We start from the raw sequence: 25505 nt of genomic DNA, 5'->3' as shown, positions 1-25505 counted from the left end.
TAACAGGGAAATAGGGAGATTTTTATTTCTGGAATATCTCGCTTAATACTCGAGTATTTGCAGTTTGTTTATTTTTTAGTCAGGTATTGTAATTTTTTAGTTCTATTGCTTGACTTTTACACACACACACCATATTTTAGTTGAAAAAAATGCTTTTTATGGGTTGGCAATCCATCTTAAGTCGGGTATGTGAAAGTGAAAAACGACTTTAAAAATCCAAGAGTAACCGCGGAAACCGAAAAGCGAACGAGTAGGAAAACAAACTTTTATTTAGATAACTATGAAAAAGAGAATTTCAATTTTGATGAGTAGTTTAGTTTTGGTGGTAAGCTTATTTTCCATTCAACCCGCATTTGCCACAGATACTACACCTGAATTTACAAAAGAATATTGTGCAGTTAGCCAAGCAGAAAAATGCAAGCAAACTGGTACGGGTTGCCCTGGAAAGAAAATTTGTTTCTGGAAGGATTTAAAAGATGTAGCTACTTTGGCAGCAACAATAGTTACTACTGCTGCCGCTATTGATGCCCTTGCTGATTGATTGTTTTAAAGCGGCCTTTTTTAAGGCCGCTAACCTTAATTTAATTCAAATGAAAATTTTTCGGTCAAGTATTTTAAGTGTTTTCCTGCTTGCAGGATGTATTCAGCATACTGAAAATACTTCCATTCAAAAGGAACTGACTCATCGGTTTGAAGATGAAAAAACCTTGATTAATTCGAAATCAAAAGTCATTTTGATTGATTCACTTTCCTTGCCTTTTTATGATTATTTCCAGGTGATAGAGCGAAATAATATTTCCTATTTAATGGGGCTCAACAGACAAAGTGTTGCACTCGATTTTATTCCTCTGGAAGGAAAATATGATATAGCCCATCTTTCTTTTGCAGAAGATGGACCAGGTTCTGTGGATGCTGATTTGGATATCGTTCATTTTTTTTCTGAGGATAGTATACTCACCATTCAAGACCGAGCCCCACGATTTAACGTGTTGAATGGGAAAGGAGAATTGATGAATTCATATCGTAAGACCATTAGGGATACCAAAGGGTTGGAAATGTTTCCAGTTTCGTATTCATATCTCGGTCAATGGCCGGTTTTTCTAGATTCGGTTTGGGTCCTTCCGGTTTACCCTGATCTAGATGTGAAGTCAAACGCCTATTATAAGCGGAATAAATTCATGGTGTATGATCCTGTCAAGAATGAAGTGGTGGATGAGTTTGGAGCATATCCGGCTATGTATCAAGGAGAAAATTACTTTGATATCTTACGGGAACCCAATCTTACTCGAACTCCAAAAGGGACTTTTTTGGTGACCTTTCCCGCTGATCCTGGGATTTATGAATACCAACTCGGAGCGGAGACAGTCATCTACCATCACTACCCAGATTGGGAGCGATTTACAAATGAAGGAATTGATCGAAATGGTGATATGCAGCAGTTCGTCAACCATTATATTTCCTCGGCTTGGTTTCAGCAGCTGATGTATGATCCTTATCGTAAGGTGTATTATCGCTTCGGAAAAGAAAGTCAGGAACTCCGAAGATCAGACGGGGAGAAAAATACAGCATTTGATGCCGAATGGCGAATCTTTATTTTGGATAAAGAACTTGATCAAATAGGAACCTATGCATTGGATGCTAATCGATTCAATCCCCTGTTTTCATTTGTAAGTGAAGAGGGCTTATTTATTTATGATAACCAACGAGAACATGATGATGAAATGGTCTTCGGTATTTTCCAGATTTCGGAATTTTAGTCTGGGATTGCTTGGACTATTAGCTTCCTGTTCTACTCCAAATATGGAGCACTATGTCTATGGACCAGAATTTGAAAACTACATAAAGGCTATCAATGCTACCGTAGATAATAATTTGGTACTACTTCTGCCCCTTGATAGCTGTGGTCTCTGTGTAGATCAGGTACTTTCGGACTTGGACAAAACGGAAAAATTTATTTCGGTCATCTTATCTGGTAATCAAGTAGCTAAAGATCGACTGGACAAGGCTAAGAAGTTGTTGCAAAAGAAAAATCTTCAAATTATTATCGACGAAAACAGTAAGTCCAAATCCTATGACCTGAATGCCTTTAGTCCAATTATTATAGATGTTTCAAAAAAAGAGTATAGCTATGTATCGCTTTCCCCACAAAATTCTGCTGAGTTTATTTTGGATTAATTTACTGAGTACACCGACCCTTTTTTCTCAAGAAGCAAATCCTGAGCTGGTCTATGCTTGTGAGAACTGCGTATTGACTTCGTACTTACCCATGGGCGAGTATAAGGTTCTGATCTATGCGTCAAACAACAAACCTATGAAGCGGCACATGTATCTTTTGGATAAGTCCAATCTGATTGTCGATGACATGAAGATCGATGCGGCTTCTTCTTTTGTGAAGGTGAATGATTCTATTTTTAGTCCTCTAGATGTGAGTTATGCGGTAATGATCAAGGTGAAGGAAAAGGAATTGATAGTCGAAGAGGCTTACGAGTTTTACAATGGTCCAAAGCATGGGATTAATACGCCAGGTACATTTATGAATCCAGAATACATTATTGGATTCGAGCGAAAAGACTACAACGAAGGGGTGCAATTGTTTTTAATTGATCGACCAAAGAAAAAGTTTATCAACTCGGACCGGCGTCATATGGGCTATGATTTTAAAGAAAACCCTCCTTTTGATTATGGTTTTCTCTCCAAAGAGGATACGACTGTCATATTCCAGCCCTATGGAGAATTAGTAGGTAAGTCAAAAGAGACATTTTCTAGGTATTTTGGTTATAAAAACGGTACCACCTTTATCTGGGCTACGACGCACAAAACGCTGATCAGACTGGATAAAAGTGGGGATATGCAAAGGGGCAAGGTGCCTATCGCCAGTGAAAATACCGAGATGTCAATGTACTTTGATCATGAGACTGAAGAAGTGTACCTGCTCTCTTGGGAGTCTGGTTTGGAAGACGCTGAGCGTGTTTATACACTTAATCAAGTCACAGCTGACAATCAACTTCGACCGTTACTCAATCTGTACTTTTTTCCAATGGTCATCGATGATGGCTATGTGTATGAAGGTAGAAAAGACAAGAAGTCCTTTGAGGTATATCGCTATCCGCTTAAGGGGCAAGTTCCTGACAAGGTGGTACCATTTGGGTTTGAGGGAAATTAGATGCTTACAATTCAGTCTAATTATTATAGATTTTTCAAAAAAAGAGTATAGCTATGTATCGCTTTCCCCACAAAATTCTGCTGAGTTTATTTTGGATTAATTTACTGAGTACACCGACCCTTTTTTCTCAAGAAGCAAAACTTGAGCTAGTCTATGCTTGTGAGAACTGCGTATTGACTTCGTACTTACCCATGGGCGAGTATAAGGTTCTGATCTATGCGTCAAACAACAAACCGATGAAAAGGCACATGTATCTTTTGGATAAGTCCAATCTGATTGTCGATGACATGAAGATCGATGCGGCTTCTTCTTTTGTGAAGGTTAATGATTCCATTTTTAGTCCTATTGATATTGGGGACGGCATAATGATTAAGGTTAAAGGTGGAAAATTGAATTCACTCGAAGCCTATGAATTTTATAGGCCTGCGAGGCATGGTATTAATACGACCAATGTTTTTTTGAACCCCGAAACTATGATAGGAACAGATTATGTAAACAATGAAGAGATGCTAGGAACTCAAATTTACCTTATTGATCGTCCGGAAAAGCGCTTTATAAATCCTAATGGGTATCACGAAATGTATGATTATAAGAAAAATCCTCCATTCGATTATGGTTCCCTTTCCAAGGAAGATACTACTGTTATTTTTCAGCCTTATGGGAAGTTGATAGGAAAAAATAATGAAACTTACAGCAATTACTATGGCTATTATAATGGTACTACCTATATCTGGGCTACCACTCATAAAACGCTGATTCGTATAGATAAAGAGGGAAATATCCGTAGAAGTCGTGTGCCTATTCCTTCGGAAAATACGGAGATTAAGATGTATGTTGATAATGTAACGGGGGAACTCTATTTGCTCTCATGGGAGTCTGGGTTAGAAGATGATGAGCGCATATATACATTGAATCAAGTCTCCGCTGACAATCAATTTCGCCCTTTGCTCAATCTTTACTTTTTTCCGATGGTAATTGATAACGGCTATGCCTATGAAGGACGAAAAGACAAGAAGTCGTTTGAAGTGTATCGCTATCCGCTTAAGGGGCAAGTTTCTGACAAGGTGGTACCATTTGGGTTTGAGGGAAATTAGATGCTTACAATTCAGTCTAATTTTAAATTTCTTCATTTTAAATTCTTCACACCGTCATCCCATTAAAAGGATTGAATCGCCGTCTGCCGACACCCATACCCACTGCCCGGCAGACGCTTTTTTCACCGAATTTCCCATTGATTTTGTCCAGCGCCTGGTAGAGGTTGATCTGCTCCTGCGTGTCTTCGAAGAGGCTGATCTGATAGTTGCCATAGACTAGCGAACTGAAGCGTACGCCGATGAGCCGGATTAGCATGCGACGGTTGTAGAGCTTGCGAAAGAGCTCCTTGACCAGCGGAATCAGCGTATGATCAGCCGAAGAGTAGGGGATGCGTTGCTGGCTCGTATGGGTATCAAAGTCGGAATAGCGGATTTTCACACTCACACAGGCGGTGAGTTGGCCATTTTGGCGAAGTTTGCCCGTGAGTTGCTCGCACATCGCCACTAGGGTAGCTTCCAGCATGCGCACGTCGATGGTATCCTGTTCGAAGGTATTTTCCGTAGAGATGGATTTTGCTTCGGAGTAGGGCGTGACGGGCGAGGTGTCGATTCCGTTTGCTTTTTCCCAGATCATATTGCCGTTTTTCCCGAAGGTCGCCTGTAAGAGTTCGGCCGGCATCTGCTGTAGCGTCAGGACTTTTTTTACTCCCATATTATAAAGTGTCTGGGAAGTCTTTTCACCGATCATGGGGATTTTGCGCACCGAGAGTGGGGCCAGAAAAGGCTTTTCCTCACCGAGGAGAATCTGCTTGGCGTTATTCGGTTTTGCCTCGCCGGTAGCTACTTTGGAGACAGTTTTATTGGCAGAGAGTCCTAAGGAAATCGGCAGGCCCGTCTCCTTGATAATGCGCTCTCGGATCTGCTGGGAAAGCTTGAAGCAACCAAAAAACCGATCCATTCCGGTCATGTCGATGTAGAATTCATCAATGGAGGACTTCTCGAAAAGCGGCACTTCCTCCCGGATGATCTCGGTGACTTCATGGGATTTTTGGCTGTACTTCTCGAAGTCGCCCCGGATGATTAGTGCTTCGGGGCAAAGCTGCCGCGCCGTCCGCATAGGCATGGCTGAGTGTACGCCGAATTTCCGTGCTTCGTAGCTGCAGGAAGCGACTACGCCTCGATCGCCCGAACCCCCAATAAGGATAGGTTTCCCATTCAACCGGCTATCAAACAGCCGCTCCACCGACACGAAATAGGAATCCAAATCCATGTGCACAATATTCCGCTTCACTTCCATCTCTAATTGTTTATTAAATTGACATTTTATTGTTTATAATTTAATCAAAGTTTTTATATTTGGATAAGCTTAAAATTGGATTGACGGAGGTTGACGAGAAAAGAAAGATAGGCCTTCGGCAAGATAAGCTTCGCGAGATAGACCTTTGGTGAGATAGCGAAAGATAGGTTTCACTAGATATCGTTGCGCGGAGATATAGGGGAGAGACAGTAGTAAACTAATTCAGACAAAGCCATGGAATCCAGCTCAAAATACATCCCCCTCAAGGAATTGGACATCTATATTTTGTCAAGACAATTGTCTGCTAAGGCATGGACTATCTATCAAAGACTAGATTATCACCTAAGGAAAAACTGGGGAGATCAGATGATAAGTTCTATAGATTCTGTGGGAGCAAACATTGCCGAGGGCTATGCGAGATTTCATTTTCTTGATAGAATAAGGTTTTATTATATCGCTAGGGCATCACTTTCAGAGAGTGTTGAACACTGGATTAGTGTAGGTCAGGAGCGAAAAATAGTGCTAGAAGAGGAATATCAAGAGATCAACTGTATTGCAAAAAATTTGCAGATCAAACTTAATCGGCAGATCAAGACAACTTATGATGCAAAAGACAAAGTTTCGTCTAAATAGAGCTAGTGTATATACCTTCGGTGTAAATAGGTTTTCGGAAAGATCTAATTCACAATTGTCTAATGTAAGTCAGGTGGTAGGCTATCTGTCTTAGACTATCTTGAAAATATCTGCGAAGCTATCTTAAACTATTACTAAATGAACAAATGACACTTAATTCTAATATCAAATTCCTCCGAAAACAAAAATCCCTCACTCAAGAAACCATGGCTTCTGCGATTGGGATTTCACGGTCTAAGCTTGCAGGATACGAATTGAATGTGAATCCGCCTTTGGAGACACTGGTGAAAATTTCGGATTACCTCGGGGTATCGGTGGATATTTTACTTCGGGAAGATCTTACTTCTTATTCTCCGTACAAACTCCGCGAACTCCTCGAAACGGATCAATTTCTTCGTGGTCGGAAGTTGCGAATCTTGGCAACCACAGTGGATGAGCAAGGACGCGAGTTGATCGAAGTGGTCTCCCAACGTGCCAAGGCGAGTTATTTGGCTGGGTTTTCCGATCCGGAGTTTATTGCGGAGTTGCCACGATTTGCCTTGCCTTTTCTACCCATGGATAAGAAACATCGGGTATTTCAGGTGGATGGAGACTCCATGCTTCCGATTCCTGATGGGGCTTGGATTGTATGCGAATATGTGGATGATTGGCTGGTAATCAAAGATGGCGAACGCTATGTAATCGTCACCGAGCAGGATGGAGTGACCTTTAAAATCGCCTACAACCGAATTAACTCAGACCAAAAACTATTGCTTTGCTCAGCAAACCCAATCTATCCGCCTTTTGAAGTCGAAATCGAACAAGTGCAGGAAGTGTGGCGGTATCGACTGGCGATGAGTTGAAATTAAAATAGAAATACAGTAGAAATACACCTCCCTTTGGTCGGTGAAATAATCAGTTCGAATCCTATTTCGCCGAAGGCATATTTCAAAAAGTCTATTTCCTATTTTTAACTTTAAATAATATGTATATCCGCAATTGCACCAGTAAAATGTGAAAAACGACTTAATGAATGATAAACACTAGCATAGCTGGTACTTCGGTCATCGGTCATCGGTCTTCCAGCCTGATAAGCAAAGAAACAGAGGACAAGGCATCATCGCAGACAATCAAAATAAATAAAAAATAACAATGCCTATCATCCCATCTCCACTCGGAAATATTCTGATCAATACTCAGGAAGAAATGATTTCCGAACTCCGATTTACTGAAGAATCGGTTTCTCCCGAAGTCTTGGAAGCTGTCGTCTTGAAAGCTCAGGAGCAATTGGAAGAGTATTTTTCAGGAAAGCGCAAGGTGTTTAATCTCCCCTTGGCAATTAGCGGAACAGCCTTTCAACAACGGGTTTGGACTGCCGTAAATACCATTCCTTTTGGGGAGACAACTTCCTATTTGAAGCTTTCCCAAACCCTTGGCAATCCAGCTGCGATTCGTGCAGTTGGAGCGGCGATTGGAGCAAATCCCATATTAGTGATTATCCCTTGCCATCGAATCATCGGTACCAATGGTCAACTCACCGGCTATGCTGGAGGTTTGGGTCGGAAAGAGAAGTTGCTGGAACTAGAAGGAAGACCACGACAAGCAAAGCAGGCTAGTCTTGATTTTTAAGTTCATTTCTTGATTATGGATATTGGTCAGCCCAAGTTTGGGACAACCCACGTCCAACATCAGTCACCTGACATCGAACATCGATCATCCGGCTTTTTTTAATCTTTCAATTCCACGATTACTTCGATCTCCACGGCAATATTGTTTGGCAAGGCAGCAACACCAACTGCTGATCGGGCATGCTTTCCAGGTTCACCAAAGACTTCCACCATCAAATCTGAAAAGCCATTAATAACTCTAGGATGATCAGTGAAGTCCGGTGCGGAATTTACCATTCCCAGCACTTTTACAAACTGTTTGATCCGGCTTAAATCGCCTCCTGTGGCAGCTTTGAGTACGGCTAAAGTCTCGATACCGGTTTCTCGGGCCGCTTGATAACCTTGCTCCAGCGTCAAATCTGCTCCAACTTTCCCAAACACATCCGGGCCATTTCCAGCCAAATAAAGTATATTTCCTACCTGTCTCCACTTGACATAAGTGCCCATGGGTTGTCCCACTTCAGGTAGATTGATGCCTAGTTCTTTGATCCGGGCATCAGGTGATTGAGCCTGTGTGAAAAATGGAAAAGTGGCCAGAGCAGCTAGTAGCGTAAAGAATTGAAGTGATTTCATAGTATTTTTGAGTTATTTATATTTCTAAGCTAATCGATTCTGGTTACATTTAACAATCTCAAACCTCAAAAAATAGAACTCGTGGACCAAGTTCGAATTTTACCTTACTCCCCAGCCTATAATTCTGCCTTTAAAGCTATCAACCAATCTTGGGTAGAATCGCTTTTTTCGCTTGAGCCTTTTGATATCGAGCAGTTCGAGAGACCAGAGGAGACTATTATAAAAACTGGAGGTACAATTATTTTCGCAAAGCTTGGAGAGGAAATTCTTGGAACTGTAGCCCTATATAAATCTGGAGACGATACCTTTGAAATGATTAAAATGGGGGTTGATCCAAAGGCCCAAGGTAGAGGAATTGGGATGCTTTTAGGGAAATCTATTATTGCCAAGGCCCGCGAAATGGGAGGTAAAAAACTTGTTTTGTATAGTAATACTAAGCTGAAAGCAGCGCTTCATATTTACGAAAAACTTGGTTTTAGATCAGTTATACCTGAAGAAGGAAAGTATTGTCGATGTGATGTAAAAATGGAAATGGATCTTTAAAGATTTTTTTTGCTAATTTTTATCATGAGTTCAGCTGATTTTTGTTAGCTGAAAATGAGGTTTTTATTTTGAAATTTAGGTTCAATCAATTTCTACATCATTATGAAAAAGATCCTTGTTCCTTTTGATTTTTCCTCCTATTCACTTGCGGCACTAAAAACTGCTCAAAAAATAAGTGCTAAATCCGATGCGGAGATTCTCTGTGTTACCGTCATTCCTTCAGAGGTGGATTGGGAATTACTCTCCGATGAGGCGAAAAAGAACTATCCTGATCTGATCTCAGAATTTGAGGAGGCCGAAGAAGTGCTTCCTGACTATATCCATAAGATTGCGCCGGCAAAAGCTCCAATCCGACAAATAATCCGAATAGGAGTTCCAAATGAATTAATCCTTCGGGTAATTCAAGAGGAAAACCCCGATTTAGTGGTGCTAGGTGCCTATGGTAAAGGATATGTGGAAGGGAACTTTATAGGTTCTACGCTCCAAAAAGTGCTTCGTAAAGCCACTTGCCCTGTTTTAGCTGTGAAAGAGGCCTTGGATGGAAATGATTTCCGAAAGGTTGCTTTTGCTTCAGATTTTGAACCAAAATCTAAAATAGCTTTTGAGAAAATCAAGCCACTTGTCAAGCTATTTAAAAGTACAGTTCATTTGTTGTTCGTCAATGTTCCTGCTCATTTTACTTCGACACAAGAAATCACTTCGGGAATGAATTCATTTATGAAAGGGCATGAGGAATTGACTTTTCACCAGCATATTTTCAATGATTCTGAGGTAGAAAAGGGGATGATTGCTTTTGCCGAAACCCAGAATATTAAATGGATTATTTTGGTTTCCAGTGATCATAGCCATGCACCAACCTATCAAATAGGAACTACAGAGACTTTGATTTTCAAGAGTGATTTGGGTGTGCTAAGCGTAAAGACCTAGTTTACCAGAATCTGAACCGCTTTTCATTGATTCGGTTTCTGAAGATCCAGTTGTCGAAAATATCTCGTGACAAGTGGATTTCAAGGCCAAGATTCACGGTCATATAGCCATCGAATCGGTGTGTAAGACCGGATCCTCTTCGGATTCGGCCATTATTTCGTAGGATTTTATCGACATCAGGTAGCCCATTGTCATCCATAAAGTTTGGGTTTCTGATTGCAAGCCTAAGTCGATCTGGATTGTTTCCAGTGACATAATCATCCACTAGATCTAAATAAAACTCTGACACATTGTAAGCAGAAATGTCATCCATGTAGTCTGTAAAAGTCCATCGGTAATTTCCTTCGAATGTCAAGTCCATGTAGACATTCAATTTATATTTTAACCCAAGCCCCGTAGGGATTACCACTATATAGCGCTCATAAGGGTTGTTTTCAAGTTGTAGCGGACGGAGATCTACCCAATTCCCATCCAACTGAGTTTCAGGATTATTAGTAGACATGCCTAATCCCACGAAAACGTAAGGATTCCATAGTGGACGATTGATATTTGGAGTTTTTACAGGATATAAATAATACTCAACGATGCCGGTAAGCTCCCAGTTTTGAGCTCGGAAATCTAAATTCCTAGGTGTCCGATAAGCTCTAGGATCAGACGGAGGGTCTTGCCCAGACATTTTTACATAAGAAAATTCTCCTCTTGCTCGTAAATGCGTACCGAAAGTATAGTGGAAAGCAAAATTCGCATTCCAATCTGGTTGAACTCCTTCATTATACTTCCAAAAAGAATAGAGCTCTCCAAAATATTGGGTAGGACCGATACTCGCCGATATCGACCATGGTTCTTCAAATCGATACCTGTAGAAGCTTTGTGAATAGGCAGAAGCTGTTGCGAAAAAAAGAAAAATAAATATTAGTTTTTTCATATTGAGACTTTACTCCACCCGCTTATTTCTTATCAAAGCTGAAAATTAGACTTATTTCATAAGATTTTCAAACCCTGATTTCATATGAAGATCACGCTGTGGGAAAGGTATTTCAACGCCCTCTTCTTTAAATATCCTGAAGATCTCGTAATATAATTGACTTTTAAGAACTTTGGGTCTATTAATGTATTCCGAAGTCCAAACCCGAAGGCTAAAATTAAGACTACTATCACCGAATTCCTCAAACAAGACATCTGGTTCAGGTAAATTCAAAACCCCACTGTTATGCTTTGCTACATCAAGTAAGATTCGTTTTATTTTTTCAGGATCTTCTTTGTATGATACCCCAACAGGGAAATTGAATCGGATATTTCGATCATTATGTGACCAGTTTATTACTTGACTATCAATAAATTGACTATTTGGGACGATGATACTGATATTATCATTTGTGACAATCATGGTAGATCGGGCTGATATTTTAATAACATCTCCTGAAACATCGCCGACTTCAATCCGGTCACCTTCTTTTATGGGCTGTTCAAATAAAATAATCAACCCACTAATGAAGTTGTTGGTGATATTTTGAAGGCCGAAACCAATACCTACACCAACTGCACCTGCTAAAATCCCAAATGCACTTAAATCCAGGCCATTGGTTTGAAGAATGGAAAAAATACCCGCCAAGATTAAAAAGTACTTAATCATTGTACCGATGGACTTTCGAGTTCCTACGTCCAAACGATATCGACTTAAGATCTTATTGACGATGAGTTTTCTAATCCATTCAGCTCCGATGAAAAGTACTACAAAAGAGAGGATTAGAGTAAGGACTAGTCCAATGGTTAATTTTGAATCTCCTAAATTAAAAAGACTGAAATTCATGATCTCTTCAAGCCATTCTAAGAGACTTTGAGCTTTTTCTTTGGCTACTTCGTCAATGTTTTGTTGCATTTGTTTGATTTTGAGTTCATTCAAACCTATCGGTTTATTTATTAAGAGGTTTCTCGTTTCTATTTTGAAAGTTAACCAAAAAATAAGCCAGAAGGATTTTTGTTCTCATATTACTGACCATCCGAATACCGAATTATTAGATAGTTTTGGCTAATTTTGGCTCATGAGCAAACACAGAGAAGAGCTAGAGCACAGACTCAAACTTCGAAACATCAAGCTTTCTGATTATGAGGATATCCGACAAATCATGATTTCCATTTATCAAAATCAAGGGGGAGCTTGGACTAAAGCAGAATTAAAAAATCAACTTAATGCCTTTCCTGAAGGTCAGATATGTATTGAGGATAATGGGATAGTGGTTGCAGCTGCATTGAGCTTAATCGTAGATTATGCTCGATTTGGTGATAATCACACTTACGATCAGATTACCGGCTTTGGTAAATTTGATACTCATGATGACGAAGGCGACACCTTGTACGGAACGGATGTTTTCGTTCATGCCGACTATCGAGGTATGCGAATTGGGAGGAGATTATATGATGCGCGAAAAGAACTTTGTGAGAATCTTAATCTAAGGTCAATCATTGCCGGAGGTAGAATCCCTGGTTATTCGAAATACGCCGATGAGATGACCCCTAGAAAGTACATCGACTTAGTCAAGAACAAAGAGGTCTTTGACCCGGTGCTTTCGTTTCAATTGGCAAATGAGTTCCACGTCAGAAAAGTTATTACCAAATATTTGCCTTCAGACACTGATTCTAGAGCTTATGCTACTCTTCTTGAGTGGATCAATATCTACTATGAAAAGGATGAGAAATTAATTGGAAATAAGAAGTCAATTGTCAGATTGGGTCTTGTGCAATGGAAAATGCGTAGATTCTCTAATGTAGACGATTTGATGCAGCAGGTAGAGTTTTTCGTGGATACAGTTTCTGGCTACAAATCGGATTTTTGCTTGCTACCAGAGTTTTTTAATGCACCCTTATTGGCAGAGTTTAATGATATGGATGCTTCTGAGGCAATCCGGAATCTCGCTGATTATACAGATGAGATTGTAAGTAGAATGAGCGATCTGGCTGTATCATATAATTTGAATATCATCGCAGGATCCATGCCTGAATACGATGGTAAGAAGCTCCGAAATGTAAGCTACCTCTGCCGAAGGGACGGTACTCAGGATAAGCAATATAAATTACACATTACACCGGATGAAGCATCTTATTGGGGGCTTCAAGGTGGAAATGGTATTAATGTCTTCGATACTGACGCCGGTAGGATTGGAATTTTAATTTGTTACGACGTTGAATTTCCTGAGTTGGGGCGAATCCTCGCAGAACAAGAAATGGATATTTTATTTGTTCCTTTTTGGACTGATACCAAGAATGCATTCCTTCGCGTAAATACTTGTGCCAGATCACGTGCGATCGAGAACGAATGCTACGTAGCAATTACTGGTTCTGTGGGTAATCTCCCAAAAGTTGAGAATATGGATATTCAATATTCCCAAGCAGCAATTTTCTCACCTTCTGACTTTTCTTTTCCGCATGATGCAATAGTCGCTCAGGCTTCAGAAAATGAGGAGACGATCATTGTAGCAGATGTTGATTTAGACTTATTGACTAAGCAGCGAAAAGCAGGAAGTGTGAGAAACCTAGAACAAAGAAGACTTGACCTTTATTCGATTCAATGGAAACAGAAAAAATAGTATCCTCATATTTTTCTCATATTCCGGATGAAATCTGGGAAAAAGCCACAAAGATAAAGCTTCTCATCACGGATGTGGACGGAGTATTGACTGATGGAGGTATCATCTATGATGATATGGAAACTGAGTATAAGAAATACGATGTCAAAGATGGTTTGATAGTAAGTCATCTAAGAAGAAATAAATTTATGGTTGGAGCTATCACAGGCCGAAACTCCAGAGTGGTAGAAAATCGATGCGAGGAATTGAAGTTTGATTTTCATTATCATGGAGTGAAAAACAAAGGAAAGAAGTTTGATGAAGTGCTAGAAACTTTAGAGTTGGAGGCAGATCAAGTGGCGTATATCGGGGATGATTTGATTGATATACCTATTCTTTCCAGAGTTGGCTTTTCTATTTGTCCGGCAGATGCGATAGAGTATGTAAAGTCTTTTGCTCATTATACTTCCAGATTTTCTGGAGGAAAAGGAGTATTCAGAGAAGTTGGTGATTTGCTGCTCCATGCTAATCAACTGCTAGTACCTATTATTGAAAATTTATCCCAAAAGGAAAATGATAAGAACTAATCAAGTAATGAAAATCACAGATGATGTGGTTTTGGGAGCAGAGAAGCCTGTTTTATTTTCTGGACCCTGTGCGGTAGAAAGCTTTGATATCTGTATGGAAATCGGGACTAAGGTGAAAGCCTGGGCTGAATTGCATGGATTTTCATATGTTTTTAAAGCCTCTTTTGATAAAGCAAATCGCACATCCTCAGGTTCTTTTCGAAGTATAGGAATGGATAAATCGCTGGAGGTGCTTCAACGAGTGGGAAAGGCACTCAATGTTCCTTTGGTCACAGATATTCATGAAAGTTATCAAGCCGCTGAAGTAGCAGAAGTTGTTGATGTACTTCAGATACCTGCATTTCTTTGTCGTCAGACCGATTTGCTTTTGGCAGCTGGGAATACTGGAAAGGCGGTCAAAATTAAGCGTGGTCAATTCATGGCGCCGGAGGATATGCAGTATGCTGTTTCTAAAGTCCGATCTACGGGAAATGATAATGTCTGTCTGACTGAGCGAGGATTCTCTTTAGGCTATCATAATTTGGTTGTAGATATGAGAGGGCTTCCGATCATGAGACAGTTTGCGCCAGTGGTATTTGATATCACGCATTCCGTTCAGCAACCGGGCGGGCAAGGAGGTACCAGTGGAGGTCAGCGCGAATTTGCTCCGATTCTAGCTCGAGCAGCAGCAGCAACCGGAATTGATGGGTTTTTTATAGAAACTCATCCAGAACCTGAAAAAGCCTTAAGTGATGGGCCTAACTTGATTCCTCTACATCGTATGGGGGACTTTTTGGAAATGCTCCATGAAGCTTGGAAACTGGGCCGGAAGTACCAAGATTTTCAAGTATTGTAGTCTTATTTTTATGAATGTTATAATAGCTATTCTTGGGTTTTTTTATCTACAGACTGGCTTTTCATCAACTATCAGCGATCAGATCAGAATTAGGCTGGAGTCTGATGAGCCAGGAAAGAAAATCGAAATCCGTGGAACCTCATTACTTAGCAGGGATGAGATTCAGACCTTTTATGCTAATCGAAATTTTGAAGAAGTATGGTCTGAAAATGGAGTTTTGAAGGAATTGGCCTATGAAATGCGATTTGAAATCCTTCAATCAAAGTTTGACGGGCTCAATCCGTTAGATTACAATCTGGAGATTTTGGAGATTTTTTTTCAAACTTTCGAAAACAATAAAAAGAATAAAATTAAAAATAACCCAGGTGATTTAGCAGATCTAGATTTGATTCTGAGTGATGCGTTTTTTCATTTGGCGTCTCATCTGGAGCGTGGTAAAGTGGATCCCATAGCTTTAGAATCAACTTGGGATATTACGCGAAAGCCTAAAAAAGCAGATTATAGCGCACTGCTTGAAGAAGGTGTGAGTTCTGCTGATATACGAAGACAACTTGAAAAGCTTTACCCTGATTTTGTGATTTACAAAAGGGGAAGAGAGGTAATCAGGTCAATGGATGAGCGACGCAAGTCTGATACACTTTCATGGAAAAGAGTAAAAATTGATAAAACCATTAAAGTTGGAGATGAAAATTCAATTATTCCTATTCTTCGAGACCGTTTGATTTTTTGGGGTTATTTATCTCAATATCCGATTTCAGATCAAAAACGCTACGACTCTACGATGCTGAAAGGAGTCATAGAGTTTCAGAAGAATAATGGAATGGAGCCAGATGGAGCCATCGGAAAATTGACTGGTCAGGCACTCAACTATTCACCAGGAGATCTTATAAATAAAGCTTCAGTAAATTTAGAGCGACTTAGATGGCTTCCTGATACTGTTATAAATCATGAGTTTATACTAGTTAATATCGCCAATTATCAGTTAGACTATATTCATAATCTTGACACCTTATTTTCGGCTAGAGTGATAGTAGGAAAACAATATCACGAATCACCAATCTTCACGGCAGATATGAGTTATATTGTATTTAGCCCATATTGGAATATCCCAAATTCAATTGTTAAAAATGAGATTATTCCCTCTGTAAGAAAAAATCCCAATTATTTGAATCAGAAGAATATGGAAGTGATCACTTATTCGGGAAAAGCCGTTGATCCAGGTTCCATCAACTGGTCTTCTAAATCATTTCCTTACCTAATAAGACAAAAACCTGGTGGGAGTAATTCTTTGGGATTAGTGAAATTCATGTTCCCAAATCGATATAGCGTCTACATACATGATACCCCATCGAAAGCTTTATTTACAAAGGAAGAGCGGGCTCTAAGTCATGGGTGTATAAGATTAGAAAATCCTACAAAATTTGCGGAGCTGCTGCTTAAAAATGATCCATTTTGGACTCCTGAAAGAATCGATGAGGCGATGCACTTGTCAAATGAAAAGATTGTACACTTAGATCGCAAAATCCCTGTGATATTACTTTACTTGACGTTTTGGGCAGATTCAAATGGCAAAGCACATTTCCGCCCTGATGTATATGGTCGCGATGCAGAGATTATCGAAGCACTTCGTTAATCGTAATTTTTCAAACTACCCCTAATTGGGAAATCTTCGCCCCTACTAATCTATGAGTTTAATAATTCTATTTTTCCAGCCTTGATTCTAAATCATTGATCACAAGTGAGCTGTTTTGTTTTTTTAACCATTTGTAACTTACAAAAGTAGAAGCGTATGAACTTTGATCAGTAAACGAGAAATTAATCTCTCGGTACTTATGAATAAGAAAATTATTATTTCAATAGTTTTAGTCCTAATTGTCTCTATTGGATTGGTTTGGTTTTTCAACCAGCGCAGATCTGATTTGACAGATGAACTTAGAGCTGAATTAAGTGGTGAGGGGTCTGGGGTTTTATTGAACTCTGACTTTCAATCAGAAATTGAAAGCTTCTATTCAGATCGAGATTATTTAGAAGTGTGGCTTTTCAATGGCTCTCTATCCTCGACAGGTAAAGATTTAGTAACAGCAATCGAAAACTCACGCTATGATGGACTACAGCCAGATGATTATAATTTAAGTCTTGTCTATGCTTTAGCCGCTAATCCAGAAAAAGAGAATAAGAAATTTAGTAATCTCTCAGTTGGAGAAAAGGTCAAGCTAGATCTTCTGTTGACTGAAGGATTTTTAAAGTTGGCAAAAGATCTTGTTTATGGCAAAGTGAATCCTTCTGATTTAGACGCCAACTGGAAATTTGAACGAGAGGAATCTGACATAAATCTTATCGACTTGCTTACAGAGGTAGCCGGTGGAAGTGCAGTTTCCGAAACTATTGAAAAACTTTATCCTAGTTTGCCTTTGTATTCAATGGGAAGAAAATCTATTGAAAAGTTATATGAGACGAAGAGAAATGATACTCTTTCATGGGAATTTAAGACCGTAGAAGGCTCAATAAAAGTAGGAGAAAATCATGAGTCTATTCCTGCCCTTCGCCAGCGGTTGATTTTTTGGGATTTTCTGGGTGCTGAGGAACCTGAAAATCCATTGCTCTTTGATTCCACAATGCTTAAAGGATTGAAAAAATATCAGGAATTAAATGGAATGAACCCAGATGGCGTGATTGGTTCACTAGTAGCAGAATCACTTAATAAGTCTCCCCAGAACTTGATTGACATTGCTTCCATCAACATGGAACGTCTCAGATGGATGCCGACTTTTGACTGGGAAAAAGAGATGGTTTTGGTAAATGTTGCTAATTATCAATTGGATTACCTCGTGAAGGCTGATACAGCATTCACTGCCAAAGTGATCGTAGGTAAGGAATATAATGAATCTCCGACCTTCACAGCCTTGATGAGTTACATTGCATTCAGTCCCTACTGGAATATTCCAGCTTCTATCACACAGGAAGAAATAATACCTGCTGTTCGTAAGGATAAAAATTACCTCAATCAAAAAAATATGGAGGTAGTGGAAACTTCGGGAAATCCAGTAAATGAAAATAGGATTGATTGGTCAGATAAGAATTCCGAGGATTTCCCATACCTAATTCGACAAAAGCCAGGAGGAGATAATTCTTTAGGATTAGTAAAGTTTATGTTCCCTAATGAGTACAATATTTACATTCACGATACTCCTTCAAGAAGTCTATTCGACAGAGAGACTAGGGCCTTGAGCCATGGATGTATTCGTATCCAAAATCCTGACCAGTTCGCCAAAGTCCTTCTTAATGACAAATCTTGGAACGATGAAAAAATCAAGATCGCAATGAATCAGGATTCTGAGCAAATTGTCAAACTAGACCGTGAAATCCCTGTGGTCATTCTATATATGACTTTTTGGGCGGGTGAAGATGGGACTGCTAATTTCAGATCAGATGTTTACAACCGTGATGAAGCGCTGCTGAATGCCTTGAAAAGAAATAATTCAAGGTTGGCTAAGAATTGACTTGGATAAGTAATTAGCATCATTACCGTAGATAAATAACAGGGATCCATCTTTAATTAGGTCAATCGCTTTTGATGAAAGTTCAGCTGGTAAGGCCGGACATCCTAGACTTCTCCCCAACCTTCCGTTTATTTTTGCAAATGACTCATTTGCGTAGTCTGCACCATGAATTACGATTGCTCGATTTCGAGCTTGATCATTAATTCCTTTTTCTAACCCGTCTAATCTTAAGGAATAACCGTGTTTTCCTTGATATGTCTCTCCTGTCTTGTAGAATCCAAGGCTGCTTTGATAAGACTCTGGCTTGTTTGAAAATTTACTTGCAATTAGTTCTCCTGAATTTCTACCATGAGCGACGACTGTATTTAAACTCACTGTTTTTGTTGTCAGGTCGACTATCCATAATCTTCGTTCAGTGGAAGGAAGACTGAAATCTACAATAGTGAGAATAGGTGAGTTCAACTTATCATCCATTTTTTCCCATCCGGCGTAGGCCAATTCGAAAATTTCCTTACTCGGTAAATCTCCATCCGGATGATTTAAGGAGAAGTAAATTTCTGATGCCGTATCGGACTTTTCTTCTAATGAGGGGGAATTGCTATCGGTAGGTATTGGAGTAAAGTGACTATTGAAAAAGAATAATATTGGAAATAGGAAGTTTGATAAATTCATAGGGCGTAGACTAACAGGTTATATTTATTAAATCACATTTTAGAAAGGATTGCTGTCTTATACAATTTGGGTTTCTAAACAAAAGAGCTGTGGCTAGCTTTCACTGGGTGTGTTTGAACCTTTACATCTCCTAACTTGGTTTAATCATTACTAGTTCCAAACGAAATACTCGTACCAATTATTATTCTGTATTTTTGCAAATCCAAAGAAAAAAATAATTCGTTGAATAGCAAGGTTTTGGGAATTTTGTTTAACGAATTTTATTAAAAATTAAACAAAAATAAATAATCAGGGTTCAACATCCAATGAAAGTATCCGTATTCAGAAAAGAGCATTTCAATGCCGCGCACCGATTGAACAATCCCTCTTGGTCAGAAGAGAAAAATCAAGCCATATTCGGGAAGTGTAACAATCCTAGTTTCCATGGTCATAATTACGAGTTGTTTGTGGAACTTCTTGGGGAAATTGATCCTGACACTGGATATGTCTATGACATGAAAATATTAAGTGATCTTATTAAAGAACACGTTTTAAATAAATTTGACCATAAAAATTTAAACTTGGATACCGATGAATTCAGTCAACTTAATCCAACCGCTGAGAATATTGCAGTGGTTATTTGGAATATTTTAAGGGAAAAAATTGATCGGAAATTCGAATTAAAGATTCGACTTTATGAAACAGAAAGAAACTTTGTTGAATACAATGGAAATTAACCTTTCCAACTCCTCATTTGATGAATTGGGAGAAGATCACGCAGGTTCATCTTTTGAAACGCCTCTTCGAGAGGATGCTTTCGAAATGGATGACAACCTGAAGATTGAACTTATTGAGAAGCACTTCAGAGAGATTATGCACATCATGGGCTTAGATCTCACCGATGATAGTCTCAAAGGAACGCCGCACCGTGTCGCCAAGATGTACGTGAAGGAGGTTTTTAGTGGATTAAATCCCAAGAATAAGCCTGCTGCTAAACTATTCGAGAATAAGTATAAGTATAATGAGATGTTGGTAGAAAAAGATATCACATTTCATTCTCATTGTGAGCATCATTTTGTGCCAATTTATGGTAAAGCTCACGTCGCTTATATCTCTAATGGAGATGTTATTGGTCTTTCCAAAATCAACCGGATTGTTCAGTATTACTCTAAAAGACCACAAGTTCAGGAGCGATTGACCATGCAGATTGGTAATGAATTGAAAGAAGCTTTGGGAACCGAAGACGTAGCAGTGATCATGGATGCATACCACATGTGTGTGAGTTCTCGCGGAGTTCAGGATACAAATAGTTCCACAGTAACTTCATTCTATTCGGGAAAATTCCAGCATGATGAGCAGACTCGACAGGAGTTTTTGAAATATATCGAATTGAAAAAATAGAATTCAGAAAACTAGACCAACAAGACCGGATTTTTATCCGGTTTTTTTTTTGACTTTCTCAAAACAAAAAACATCCAAAATTGCTTTTAAAGACTATATGAAAGGTAAAAATATTGTAATAATTGGAGGGAACTCCGGGATTGGAAAAGCACTTGCCGATCAATTGTCAGAAACAGGGGCAAATCTTTTCTTGTATTCGAAAAGCGGGAACGGGACTCATGCCTTGGACGTCACAAAAGATTTTGATCAAATTCCCGATCTCCCTGAAGTTATTGACGGGTTAGTTTATTGTCCAGGTACAATCAACTTGAAGCCGTTTCACCGAATAGCCATTTCAGATTTCCAGAATGAAATGGATGTTAATTTTTTTGGAGCAGTACGAGTGCTTCAGGCCTGTCTCAAAGGATTGAAAAAGTCCGATTCGGCTGCTGTCGTTTTATTTAGTACGGTTGCCGTGCAGACCGGGATGGGATTTCATGCAGGAATAGCGTCAGCTAAGGGGGCTATTGAAGGGTTAACCAGATCCTTGGCAGCTGAGTGGGCTCCGTCCAAAATCAGAGTAAATTCGATTGCCCCATCTTTGACAGATACACCTCTGGCATCTAATCTTCTGTCAACCCCTGAGAAAAAAGAAGCATCAGATAAGCGACACCCTCTAGGAAGAATAGGTTCTCCGGAGGATCTTGCTAACGCTGCATTCTATTTATTATCGGATAACTCCTCTTGGATGACAGGTCAAATCCTGCATTTAGATGGAGGTATGTCAAGTCTTAAATAAGATCTTTAAACAATTTGACTTCGAAAAGTGTACTCTAAATGGGTATTGTCCCGAGAAGTAAGAACTGTGAATATGAAGACACCACCTGAATCATTCTTATTATTCAAAGAAGAATTGAGGAAAGCCCAACTTGAGAAAGAAAGGCTTAAAAAGGAGTATGATCAAAAATTGAGCGGAGTAAATAAAGAACTCGAACGTCTCAAAGAGCAAATCCAAGCTCAGCAGGATATGCTTCGTACTACCTTGGATTATGCATCTAATCTTGAACTGAAGCTTGACCAAATCAAGTCAGATGTAATTATTTCTCAGTCTCAAAAAAATAAATCTGTTTATTGATTAAACACGCCTGTCATGAACGAAACTCAATATCCTTCCGAAACGCGAGATTTTGAATTAGCCTTTGAGGAGAAATATGCTCGGGTGCTAATTAATGTGGAGAAAAAAATGGTTATCTGTGAATTGCTTGCGGATTACATACCTATCGATGATTTCAAAGAGACTTTTTATAGAATCGGAGACTTGGTCAAAGAAGGAGACTTTCGAAAATTTATCTTTGATAAGCGATCCTTGCGGGCATTTCATCAACCTACGATGGAATGGTACTTTATCCACTGGAAAAGTGAAATGCTTAAATACGGTGTAACCAAACATCGGAAAATACTTCCGTCAGAAAAGTGGTTTGAAAAAATGGTACAAATTGCCAAAGCTCAAATCCTCCAAAATTACCCCGATAACATTATAGACCAGTTGGATATACAGTATTGTGATTCCATCGAAGAAGCAATAATGAAATGATAAAACATTTCGATCAAGAAGCAATTCTATCGGCAGACTCCTTTTACAGGAGAAATCTCATTAATTGCCTCTCAGGTTACAAAAGTTTAAATTTAATTGGAACTCAGAATAAGGAAGGAGTAACCAATCTCGCTCCTTTTTCACAGGTCTTTCATATTGGGGCATCTCCTCCTTTGGTAGGGATTCTATTTCGTCCTCATACTGTAAAGCGTGATACACTTGAGAACATTCTGGAAACTGGCTTTTTTACTCTTAATCATGTCACCTCCGAATTTTATCAAGAGGCTCACTGGACTTCTGCTAATTGGGATGGTTCGGAATTTGAAAAGACTAGCTTAGTCCCCGAATACTTGCTTAATTTCTCAGCACCTTTTGTGAAAAACAGTCCATTAAAACTTGCTTGCGAACTGGTTGAGACGCAGACTTTGAAGGTAAATCAAACTGTACTGCTAATAGGAAGTATTTCGCATATTTTCGTGGAGGAAAAAGGTTTGCGTGTTGATGGTTCTTTGGATTTGAATATTTTGGATACAGTAACTGTTTCTGGATTGGATGAGTATCATAAAGGATTGAAGTTAAGTAGGTTGAGCTATGCAAAGCCTATCCAAATGCCATCTGAAATTTAATTTTCCGCCAAAAAAACTAGAGGAAAAAATCCTTTCTTCAATTTCTTATACAAAAACAGTATTCTTTTTAGGTTTTGTAACAATAAATTGAAACTCCTAGAACTCACCGAATCAGGTTTATTTTGCCCGGCAGCCGGGATTTATATTGATCCCTGGAGAACTGTGGATCGTGCCGTAGTTACTCATGCACATTCAGACCATTCTCGCTGGGGGATGAAGCATTACCTAGCCCACCATCATTCTGTTGAAGTGATGAGGCTTCGATTGGGCAAAGAAATAAGCCTTCAAACTGTAGATTATAATCAGCCTTTAGTGATTAATGGAGTGAAAATCTCCCTCCATCCTGCTGGTCATATTCCGGGTTCGGCGCAGGTAAGACTTGAACACAAAGGGAAAGTAGCTGTAGTCAGTGGAGATTATAAAGTTGAAAATGATGGACTATCCACTCCATTTGAGTCTGTAAAATGCCACGAGTTTGTATCTGAATGTACCTTTGGCCTTCCGATCTACAAATGGGAAAGTCAATCAAATATTTTTAATCAGATTAATTCCTGGTGGAGGTCAAATGAAGCGGAAGGAAAAAACACAGTGCTCTTCGCCTATTCTCTCGGAAAGGCCCAACGAATTCTGCAAAATCTAGATCAAAGTATTGGTTCAGTCTTTGTCCACGGAGCTATTTGGAATACCAACCAAGCATTAATCGCTAATGGAATTGATATCTGGGATGTGCCAAAAGTAACTTCTGATTTAGCCAAGTCTGCTTTCAAAGGTTCCCTAATTATCGCTCCTCCGTCAGCCATGGGCACTCCTTGGATGAGGAGATTTTCACCTTATCGGACTGGAATTTGCTCTGGCTGGATGGCTGTCCGAGGGGCAAGGAGAAGACGAGCCGCAGATCGTGGATTTGTGCTTTCAGATCATGCAGATTGGGAAGGATTGGTTACTGCAATCACTGCTTCGGAAGCCGAAAAAGTCTACCTGACTCATGGGAATACTGCTTCATTTGGAAGATTTCTTCAAGAGGAGCGAGGGATAGATGCGGTCGAATTAAAGACACTTTTTGGGGAAGAGGAGGAATCCTGAACGTTTTTTAAGGTTATTAATCCTTCGAAATCCTGCGCGTAGGTTATTGAATTTAAAATTATTAGGATTTAAGACCCTGTCATTTTCTTTAGAAGGGTGAAAGTTTTCTCATTTAATTTTCAAAAAATACTTCTGAAAGGGTAGGTACAAAATCACAGATATACATTTAAAGTATATAAAAAAACTAAAAATCTTATATTCTTCTTTTGTCTTAATTAACTTAAAATCAATATATTGATTTGTTTAAATAACCTGATCTTATGAACTACCCAAGCATATTTAACGACGTCGTCGGCCCAGTGATGAGAGGGCCTTCCAGTTCCCATTGTGCAGCCGCTTTAAGAATTGGTAGAATCTGTCATGACTTGATGGATGGTAGGATTTCTGAAATCATCATTGATTTTGATCCCAATGGTTCTCTGGCTACTACACATAAAGAGCAGGGTTCCGATATGGGTTTGTTTGGAGGTTTTTTGGGCTGGGAAGCATACGATGAGCGATTGGTTCAATCCGAAATGCATCTCGGTGCTGCTGGAATTAAGTTCGAAATCAACATTAAGGATCTCAAGTATGATCACCCAAACACCTATCAAATCACTCTAAATAATCCTTGGGAGACACATCAGGTAATTGCGATTTCTACTGGAGGAGGAATGATAGAAGTTATAGAAATTGATGGGGTAAAGGTCTCTTTAGCAGGAGATAAATTTGTAACCTTGATCTACTCCTCTGATTTACAAAAGTTGAATAATTACCTTCTTAAATCCGGAATCTTAGAGGATGTAGAATTTCATATTGAAAAAGGAGATTTTTTGGCATTAACGTCGCTGGCTTTTTTGAATGAGTCAATTATCGAGGAGCTAAAAGAAATCGAAGGTGTCTCTCAAGTGAAGCAAATCAAGCCTGTCTTGCCAATTTTGGCAGGTAAAAATCCTACTGTTCCATTTATCACTTGTGAAGAGATGTTGGAGTACAATAAAGACAAGAATTTAAGCTTGTGGGAGCTTGCCGTGAAATATGAAAGCATTCGGGGAAATATCTCTGAAAAAGAGGTGCTTTCAAAAATGAATGAAATCAGAATTATCCTTAAGAATGCGGTGGAAACAGGCCTGAAAGGAACCAAGTTTGAAGATCGGATTTTAGGACCTCAATCTGTGAATTTCAAGTCCATGATGGAAGATAAGAAATTGATTGATGGAGATGTTTTAAACAGAATCATCATGTATGTGTCGGCAATAATGGAGGTAAAAAGTTCAATGGGTGTAATCGTTGCTGCACCAACTGCAGGATCCTGTGGTGCGATGCCAGGGGCTGTTTTGGGCGTTTCAGATTCCTTGGGTCTTTCGGATGAAGATACTGTCAAAGCCTTGATGGTAGCAGGCTTAATAGGTGTATTCATAGCAGCGCATTCCACTTTTGCTGCGGAGGTTGGTGGATGTCAAGCTGAATGCGGTTCTGGGTCTTGCATGGCTGCAGCGGCAATTGTCAGTTTGGTAGGAGCAAGTTTGAATCAAAGCATTTCCGCTGCTTCCATGGCTTTGCAAAGTTCTTTAGGAATGATCTGTGACCCAATTGGAAATAGGGTAGAAGCGCCCTGTCTCAACAAGAATGTGATGGCGGCTTCCAATGCTTTGTCTTGCGCAAATATGGCTTTGGCAAATTATGATCATTTAATTCCCTTGGATGAGGTAATTGAGACCATGTATGAAGTAGGGAAAAGTATTCCGAATACCTTGAGATGTACCAATTTGGGAGGACTTTCTATCACGAAAACTGCTAAGGAAATCGAAGCTAGACTTGTTCAGAAGCATTTCTATAAAAGCTGCTAAGAACTTACAGAGACTAAATTCAAAAAATAAGTAGGTGAAGC

At 39.4% G+C, this 25505-nt stretch carries 28 protein-coding genes; 23 read left to right on the top strand and 5 right to left on the bottom strand.

The annotated features are described in order from the left end of the window. Positions 1 to 280 precede the first annotated feature (280 nt). From BVC88_RS15380 to BVC88_RS15360, 5 genes are read left to right on the top strand one after another with little or no spacing between them, the layout of a single operon-like run. Entirely contained in the window at positions 281 to 541 is a 261-nt protein-coding gene (locus BVC88_RS15380) for a hypothetical protein (RefSeq protein WP_075351599.1), read from the top strand. A 49-nt stretch (positions 542 to 590) separates the two neighbouring features. Beyond that, positions 591 to 1757 carry a DUF4221 family protein gene (locus BVC88_RS15375; protein WP_175574428.1) on the top strand — a complete coding sequence of 389 codons (1167 nt, stop codon included), beginning with the start codon at positions 591 to 593 and terminating at the stop codon, positions 1755 to 1757. Further along, on the top strand, positions 1711 to 2175 hold the full coding sequence (locus tag BVC88_RS15370; RefSeq protein ID WP_075351597.1) for a hypothetical protein: 465 nt from the start codon (positions 1711 to 1713) through the stop codon (positions 2173 to 2175). The genes BVC88_RS15375 and BVC88_RS15370 overlap by 47 nt, the downstream gene beginning before the upstream one ends. Continuing rightward, the gene (locus BVC88_RS15365; protein ID WP_139316582.1) at positions 2129 to 3163 is read left to right on the top strand and encodes a hypothetical protein; all 1035 of its coding nucleotides are present in this window, start codon (positions 2129 to 2131) and stop codon (positions 3161 to 3163) included. Before BVC88_RS15370 ends, BVC88_RS15365 begins: the two co-directional genes overlap by 47 nt. A gap of 53 nt (positions 3164 to 3216) precedes the next feature. Further along, complete coding sequence (locus BVC88_RS15360; protein WP_075351595.1) at positions 3217 to 4257, top strand: hypothetical protein; 1041 nt, start codon at positions 3217 to 3219, stop codon at positions 4255 to 4257. A 46-nt stretch (positions 4258 to 4303) separates the two neighbouring features. On the opposite strand, the gene dinB is transcribed toward BVC88_RS15360, so the two are convergent. After that, positions 4304 to 5494 carry a DNA polymerase IV gene (gene dinB / locus BVC88_RS15355; RefSeq protein WP_075351594.1) on the bottom strand — a complete coding sequence of 397 codons (1191 nt, stop codon included), beginning with the start codon at positions 5492 to 5494 and terminating at the stop codon, positions 4304 to 4306. A gap of 234 nt (positions 5495 to 5728) precedes the next feature. Between dinB and BVC88_RS15350 the strand changes: the two genes are divergently transcribed. From BVC88_RS15350 to BVC88_RS15340, 3 genes are all read left to right on the top strand, one after another. Next, positions 5729 to 6127: a four helix bundle protein gene (locus BVC88_RS15350; protein WP_075351593.1), complete on the top strand. Its 399-nt coding sequence runs from the start codon at positions 5729 to 5731 to the stop codon at positions 6125 to 6127. Positions 6128 to 6273: 146 nt separating this feature from the next. Next, on the top strand, positions 6274 to 6969 hold the full coding sequence (locus BVC88_RS15345; RefSeq protein ID WP_075351592.1) for an XRE family transcriptional regulator: 696 nt from the start codon (positions 6274 to 6276) through the stop codon (positions 6967 to 6969). Positions 6970 to 7258: 289 nt separating this feature from the next. Continuing rightward, entirely contained in the window at positions 7259 to 7735 is a 477-nt protein-coding gene (locus tag BVC88_RS15340) for a methylated-DNA--[protein]-cysteine S-methyltransferase (protein ID WP_075351591.1), read from the top strand. Positions 7736 to 7833: 98 nt separating this feature from the next. On the opposite strand, the gene BVC88_RS15335 is transcribed toward BVC88_RS15340, so the two are convergent. Next, the gene (locus BVC88_RS15335; RefSeq protein ID WP_075351590.1) at positions 7834 to 8346 is read right to left on the bottom strand and encodes a RidA family protein; all 513 of its coding nucleotides are present in this window, start codon (positions 8344 to 8346) and stop codon (positions 7834 to 7836) included. Between the two features lie 81 nt (positions 8347 to 8427). Here BVC88_RS15335 and BVC88_RS15330 point away from each other — a divergent pair, with 81 nt between their 5' ends. Further along, entirely contained in the window at positions 8428 to 8889 is a 462-nt protein-coding gene (locus BVC88_RS15330) for a GNAT family N-acetyltransferase (protein WP_075351589.1), read from the top strand. Between the two features lie 102 nt (positions 8890 to 8991). Then, positions 8992 to 9816, top strand: coding sequence for a universal stress protein (locus tag BVC88_RS15325; protein ID WP_075351588.1), 825 nt, complete (start codon positions 8992 to 8994; stop codon positions 9814 to 9816). Position 9817: 1 nt separating this feature from the next. Here the strand turns inward: BVC88_RS15325 and BVC88_RS15320 are convergent, their stop codons facing one another. Then, positions 9818 to 10741: a DUF6089 family protein gene (locus BVC88_RS15320; protein WP_075351587.1), complete on the bottom strand. Its 924-nt coding sequence runs from the start codon at positions 10739 to 10741 to the stop codon at positions 9818 to 9820. Between the two features lie 51 nt (positions 10742 to 10792). Beyond that, on the bottom strand, positions 10793 to 11695 hold the full coding sequence (locus BVC88_RS15315; protein WP_075351586.1) for a mechanosensitive ion channel family protein: 903 nt from the start codon (positions 11693 to 11695) through the stop codon (positions 10793 to 10795). Between the two features lie 163 nt (positions 11696 to 11858). Between BVC88_RS15315 and BVC88_RS15310 the strand changes: the two genes are divergently transcribed. The 5 genes from BVC88_RS15310 to BVC88_RS15290 all read left to right on the top strand — a co-directional run bounded on the left by BVC88_RS15310 (position 11859) and on the right by BVC88_RS15290 (position 18301). Beyond that, positions 11859 to 13400 carry a bifunctional GNAT family N-acetyltransferase/carbon-nitrogen hydrolase family protein gene (locus BVC88_RS15310; protein WP_075351585.1) on the top strand — a complete coding sequence of 514 codons (1542 nt, stop codon included), beginning with the start codon at positions 11859 to 11861 and terminating at the stop codon, positions 13398 to 13400. After that, positions 13382 to 13966 (top strand): KdsC family phosphatase, encoded by a 585-nt coding sequence (locus BVC88_RS15305; RefSeq protein ID WP_075351584.1) that lies wholly within the window; start codon positions 13382 to 13384, stop codon positions 13964 to 13966. Before BVC88_RS15310 ends, BVC88_RS15305 begins: the two co-directional genes overlap by 19 nt. Next, entirely contained in the window at positions 13953 to 14801 is an 849-nt protein-coding gene (gene kdsA, locus BVC88_RS15300; protein ID WP_075351583.1) for a 3-deoxy-8-phosphooctulonate synthase, read from the top strand. Before BVC88_RS15305 ends, kdsA begins: the two co-directional genes overlap by 14 nt. Positions 14802 to 14811: 10 nt before the next feature. Then, on the top strand, positions 14812 to 16434 hold the full coding sequence (locus BVC88_RS15295; RefSeq protein ID WP_075351670.1) for a L,D-transpeptidase family protein: 1623 nt from the start codon (positions 14812 to 14814) through the stop codon (positions 16432 to 16434). A 199-nt stretch (positions 16435 to 16633) separates the two neighbouring features. Next, the gene (locus BVC88_RS15290; RefSeq protein ID WP_075351582.1) at positions 16634 to 18301 is read left to right on the top strand and encodes a L,D-transpeptidase family protein; all 1668 of its coding nucleotides are present in this window, start codon (positions 16634 to 16636) and stop codon (positions 18299 to 18301) included. Here the strand turns inward: BVC88_RS15290 and BVC88_RS15285 are convergent. Next, on the bottom strand, positions 18281 to 18973 hold the full coding sequence (locus tag BVC88_RS15285) for a murein L,D-transpeptidase catalytic domain family protein (protein WP_075351581.1): 693 nt from the start codon (positions 18971 to 18973) through the stop codon (positions 18281 to 18283). The two genes, BVC88_RS15290 and BVC88_RS15285, sit on opposite strands and share 21 nt — an antisense overlap. 305 nt (positions 18974 to 19278) lie before the next feature. On the opposite strand from BVC88_RS15285, the gene BVC88_RS15280 reads away from it, so the two are divergent. The 8 genes from BVC88_RS15280 (at position 19279) to BVC88_RS15245 (ending at position 25464) form a co-directional block, all read left to right on the top strand. Next, positions 19279 to 19689, top strand: coding sequence for a 6-pyruvoyl trahydropterin synthase family protein (locus BVC88_RS15280; RefSeq protein WP_075351580.1), 411 nt, complete (start codon positions 19279 to 19281; stop codon positions 19687 to 19689). Next, on the top strand, positions 19649 to 20353 hold the full coding sequence (folE, locus tag BVC88_RS15275; RefSeq protein WP_075351579.1) for a GTP cyclohydrolase I FolE: 705 nt from the start codon (positions 19649 to 19651) through the stop codon (positions 20351 to 20353). The genes BVC88_RS15280 and folE overlap by 41 nt, the downstream gene beginning before the upstream one ends. A gap of 97 nt (positions 20354 to 20450) precedes the next feature. After that, positions 20451 to 21131 (top strand): SDR family NAD(P)-dependent oxidoreductase, encoded by a 681-nt coding sequence (locus BVC88_RS15270; protein ID WP_075351669.1) that lies wholly within the window; start codon positions 20451 to 20453, stop codon positions 21129 to 21131. A 72-nt stretch (positions 21132 to 21203) separates the two neighbouring features. Then, entirely contained in the window at positions 21204 to 21467 is a 264-nt protein-coding gene (locus tag BVC88_RS15265) for a hypothetical protein (RefSeq protein ID WP_075351668.1), read from the top strand. A gap of 15 nt (positions 21468 to 21482) precedes the next feature. After that, entirely contained in the window at positions 21483 to 21926 is a 444-nt protein-coding gene (locus tag BVC88_RS15260) for a hypothetical protein (RefSeq protein WP_075351578.1), read from the top strand. Further along, positions 21923 to 22552 (top strand): flavin reductase family protein, encoded by a 630-nt coding sequence (locus BVC88_RS15255; protein WP_075351577.1) that lies wholly within the window; start codon positions 21923 to 21925, stop codon positions 22550 to 22552. Before BVC88_RS15260 ends, BVC88_RS15255 begins: the two co-directional genes overlap by 4 nt. A gap of 87 nt (positions 22553 to 22639) precedes the next feature. Then, positions 22640 to 23635 carry a ligase-associated DNA damage response exonuclease gene (locus BVC88_RS15250; protein ID WP_075351576.1) on the top strand — a complete coding sequence of 332 codons (996 nt, stop codon included), beginning with the start codon at positions 22640 to 22642 and terminating at the stop codon, positions 23633 to 23635. Positions 23636 to 23895: 260 nt separating this feature from the next. Then, positions 23896 to 25464: an L-serine ammonia-lyase, iron-sulfur-dependent, subunit alpha gene (locus BVC88_RS15245; RefSeq protein WP_075351575.1), complete on the top strand. Its 1569-nt coding sequence runs from the start codon at positions 23896 to 23898 to the stop codon at positions 25462 to 25464. Positions 25465 to 25505: the final 41 nt, after the last annotated feature.

This window comes from Algoriphagus marinus (assembly GCF_001936475.1).
GTDB lineage: Bacteria > Bacteroidota > Bacteroidia > Cytophagales > Cyclobacteriaceae > Algoriphagus > Algoriphagus marinus.
Note: the sequence above shows the minus strand (reverse complement) of the source record. Positions and strands in the feature narration are given on the sequence as shown.

What these genes read in the sequence shown, in the direction of transcription:
- BVC88_RS15315 (WP_075351586.1), bottom strand. Translation starts at nt 11,695, where the DNA reads ATGCAACAAAACATTGACGAAGTAGCCAAAGAAAAAGCTCAAAGTCTC.
- BVC88_RS15365 (WP_139316582.1), top strand. Translation starts at nt 2,129, where the DNA reads ATGTATCGCTTTCCCCACAAAATTCTGCTGAGTTTATTTTGGATTAAT.
- BVC88_RS15305 (WP_075351584.1), top strand. Translation starts at nt 13,382, where the DNA reads ATGGAAACAGAAAAAATAGTATCCTCATATTTTTCTCATATTCCGGAT.
- BVC88_RS15375 (WP_175574428.1), top strand. Translation starts at nt 591, where the DNA reads ATGAAAATTTTTCGGTCAAGTATTTTAAGTGTTTTCCTGCTTGCAGGA.
- BVC88_RS15285 (WP_075351581.1), bottom strand. Translation starts at nt 18,973, where the DNA reads ATGAATTTATCAAACTTCCTATTTCCAATATTATTCTTTTTCAATAGT.
- folE (WP_075351579.1), top strand. Translation starts at nt 19,649, where the DNA reads ATGAAACAGAAAGAAACTTTGTTGAATACAATGGAAATTAACCTTTCC.
- BVC88_RS15370 (WP_075351597.1), top strand. Translation starts at nt 1,711, where the DNA reads ATGATGATGAAATGGTCTTCGGTATTTTCCAGATTTCGGAATTTTAGT.
- kdsA (WP_075351583.1), top strand. Translation starts at nt 13,953, where the DNA reads ATGATAAGAACTAATCAAGTAATGAAAATCACAGATGATGTGGTTTTG.
- BVC88_RS15270 (WP_075351669.1), top strand. Translation starts at nt 20,451, where the DNA reads ATGAAAGGTAAAAATATTGTAATAATTGGAGGGAACTCCGGGATTGGA.
- BVC88_RS15245 (WP_075351575.1), top strand. Translation starts at nt 23,896, where the DNA reads ATGAACTACCCAAGCATATTTAACGACGTCGTCGGCCCAGTGATGAGA.
- BVC88_RS15340 (WP_075351591.1), top strand. Translation starts at nt 7,259, where the DNA reads ATGCCTATCATCCCATCTCCACTCGGAAATATTCTGATCAATACTCAG.
- BVC88_RS15265 (WP_075351668.1), top strand. Translation starts at nt 21,204, where the DNA reads ATGAAGACACCACCTGAATCATTCTTATTATTCAAAGAAGAATTGAGG.
- BVC88_RS15280 (WP_075351580.1), top strand. Translation starts at nt 19,279, where the DNA reads ATGAAAGTATCCGTATTCAGAAAAGAGCATTTCAATGCCGCGCACCGA.
- BVC88_RS15345 (WP_075351592.1), top strand. Translation starts at nt 6,274, where the DNA reads ATGACACTTAATTCTAATATCAAATTCCTCCGAAAACAAAAATCCCTC.
- BVC88_RS15295 (WP_075351670.1), top strand. Translation starts at nt 14,812, where the DNA reads ATGAATGTTATAATAGCTATTCTTGGGTTTTTTTATCTACAGACTGGC.
- BVC88_RS15380 (WP_075351599.1), top strand. Translation starts at nt 281, where the DNA reads ATGAAAAAGAGAATTTCAATTTTGATGAGTAGTTTAGTTTTGGTGGTA.
- BVC88_RS15320 (WP_075351587.1), bottom strand. Translation starts at nt 10,741, where the DNA reads ATGAAAAAACTAATATTTATTTTTCTTTTTTTCGCAACAGCTTCTGCC.
- BVC88_RS15260 (WP_075351578.1), top strand. Translation starts at nt 21,483, where the DNA reads ATGAACGAAACTCAATATCCTTCCGAAACGCGAGATTTTGAATTAGCC.
- BVC88_RS15335 (WP_075351590.1), bottom strand. Translation starts at nt 8,346, where the DNA reads ATGAAATCACTTCAATTCTTTACGCTACTAGCTGCTCTGGCCACTTTT.
- dinB (WP_075351594.1), bottom strand. Translation starts at nt 5,494, where the DNA reads ATGGAAGTGAAGCGGAATATTGTGCACATGGATTTGGATTCCTATTTC.
- BVC88_RS15350 (WP_075351593.1), top strand. Translation starts at nt 5,729, where the DNA reads ATGGAATCCAGCTCAAAATACATCCCCCTCAAGGAATTGGACATCTAT.
- BVC88_RS15290 (WP_075351582.1), top strand. Translation starts at nt 16,634, where the DNA reads ATGAATAAGAAAATTATTATTTCAATAGTTTTAGTCCTAATTGTCTCT.
- BVC88_RS15255 (WP_075351577.1), top strand. Translation starts at nt 21,923, where the DNA reads ATGATAAAACATTTCGATCAAGAAGCAATTCTATCGGCAGACTCCTTT.
- BVC88_RS15310 (WP_075351585.1), top strand. Translation starts at nt 11,859, where the DNA reads ATGAGCAAACACAGAGAAGAGCTAGAGCACAGACTCAAACTTCGAAAC.
- BVC88_RS15325 (WP_075351588.1), top strand. Translation starts at nt 8,992, where the DNA reads ATGAAAAAGATCCTTGTTCCTTTTGATTTTTCCTCCTATTCACTTGCG.
- BVC88_RS15360 (WP_075351595.1), top strand. Translation starts at nt 3,217, where the DNA reads ATGTATCGCTTTCCCCACAAAATTCTGCTGAGTTTATTTTGGATTAAT.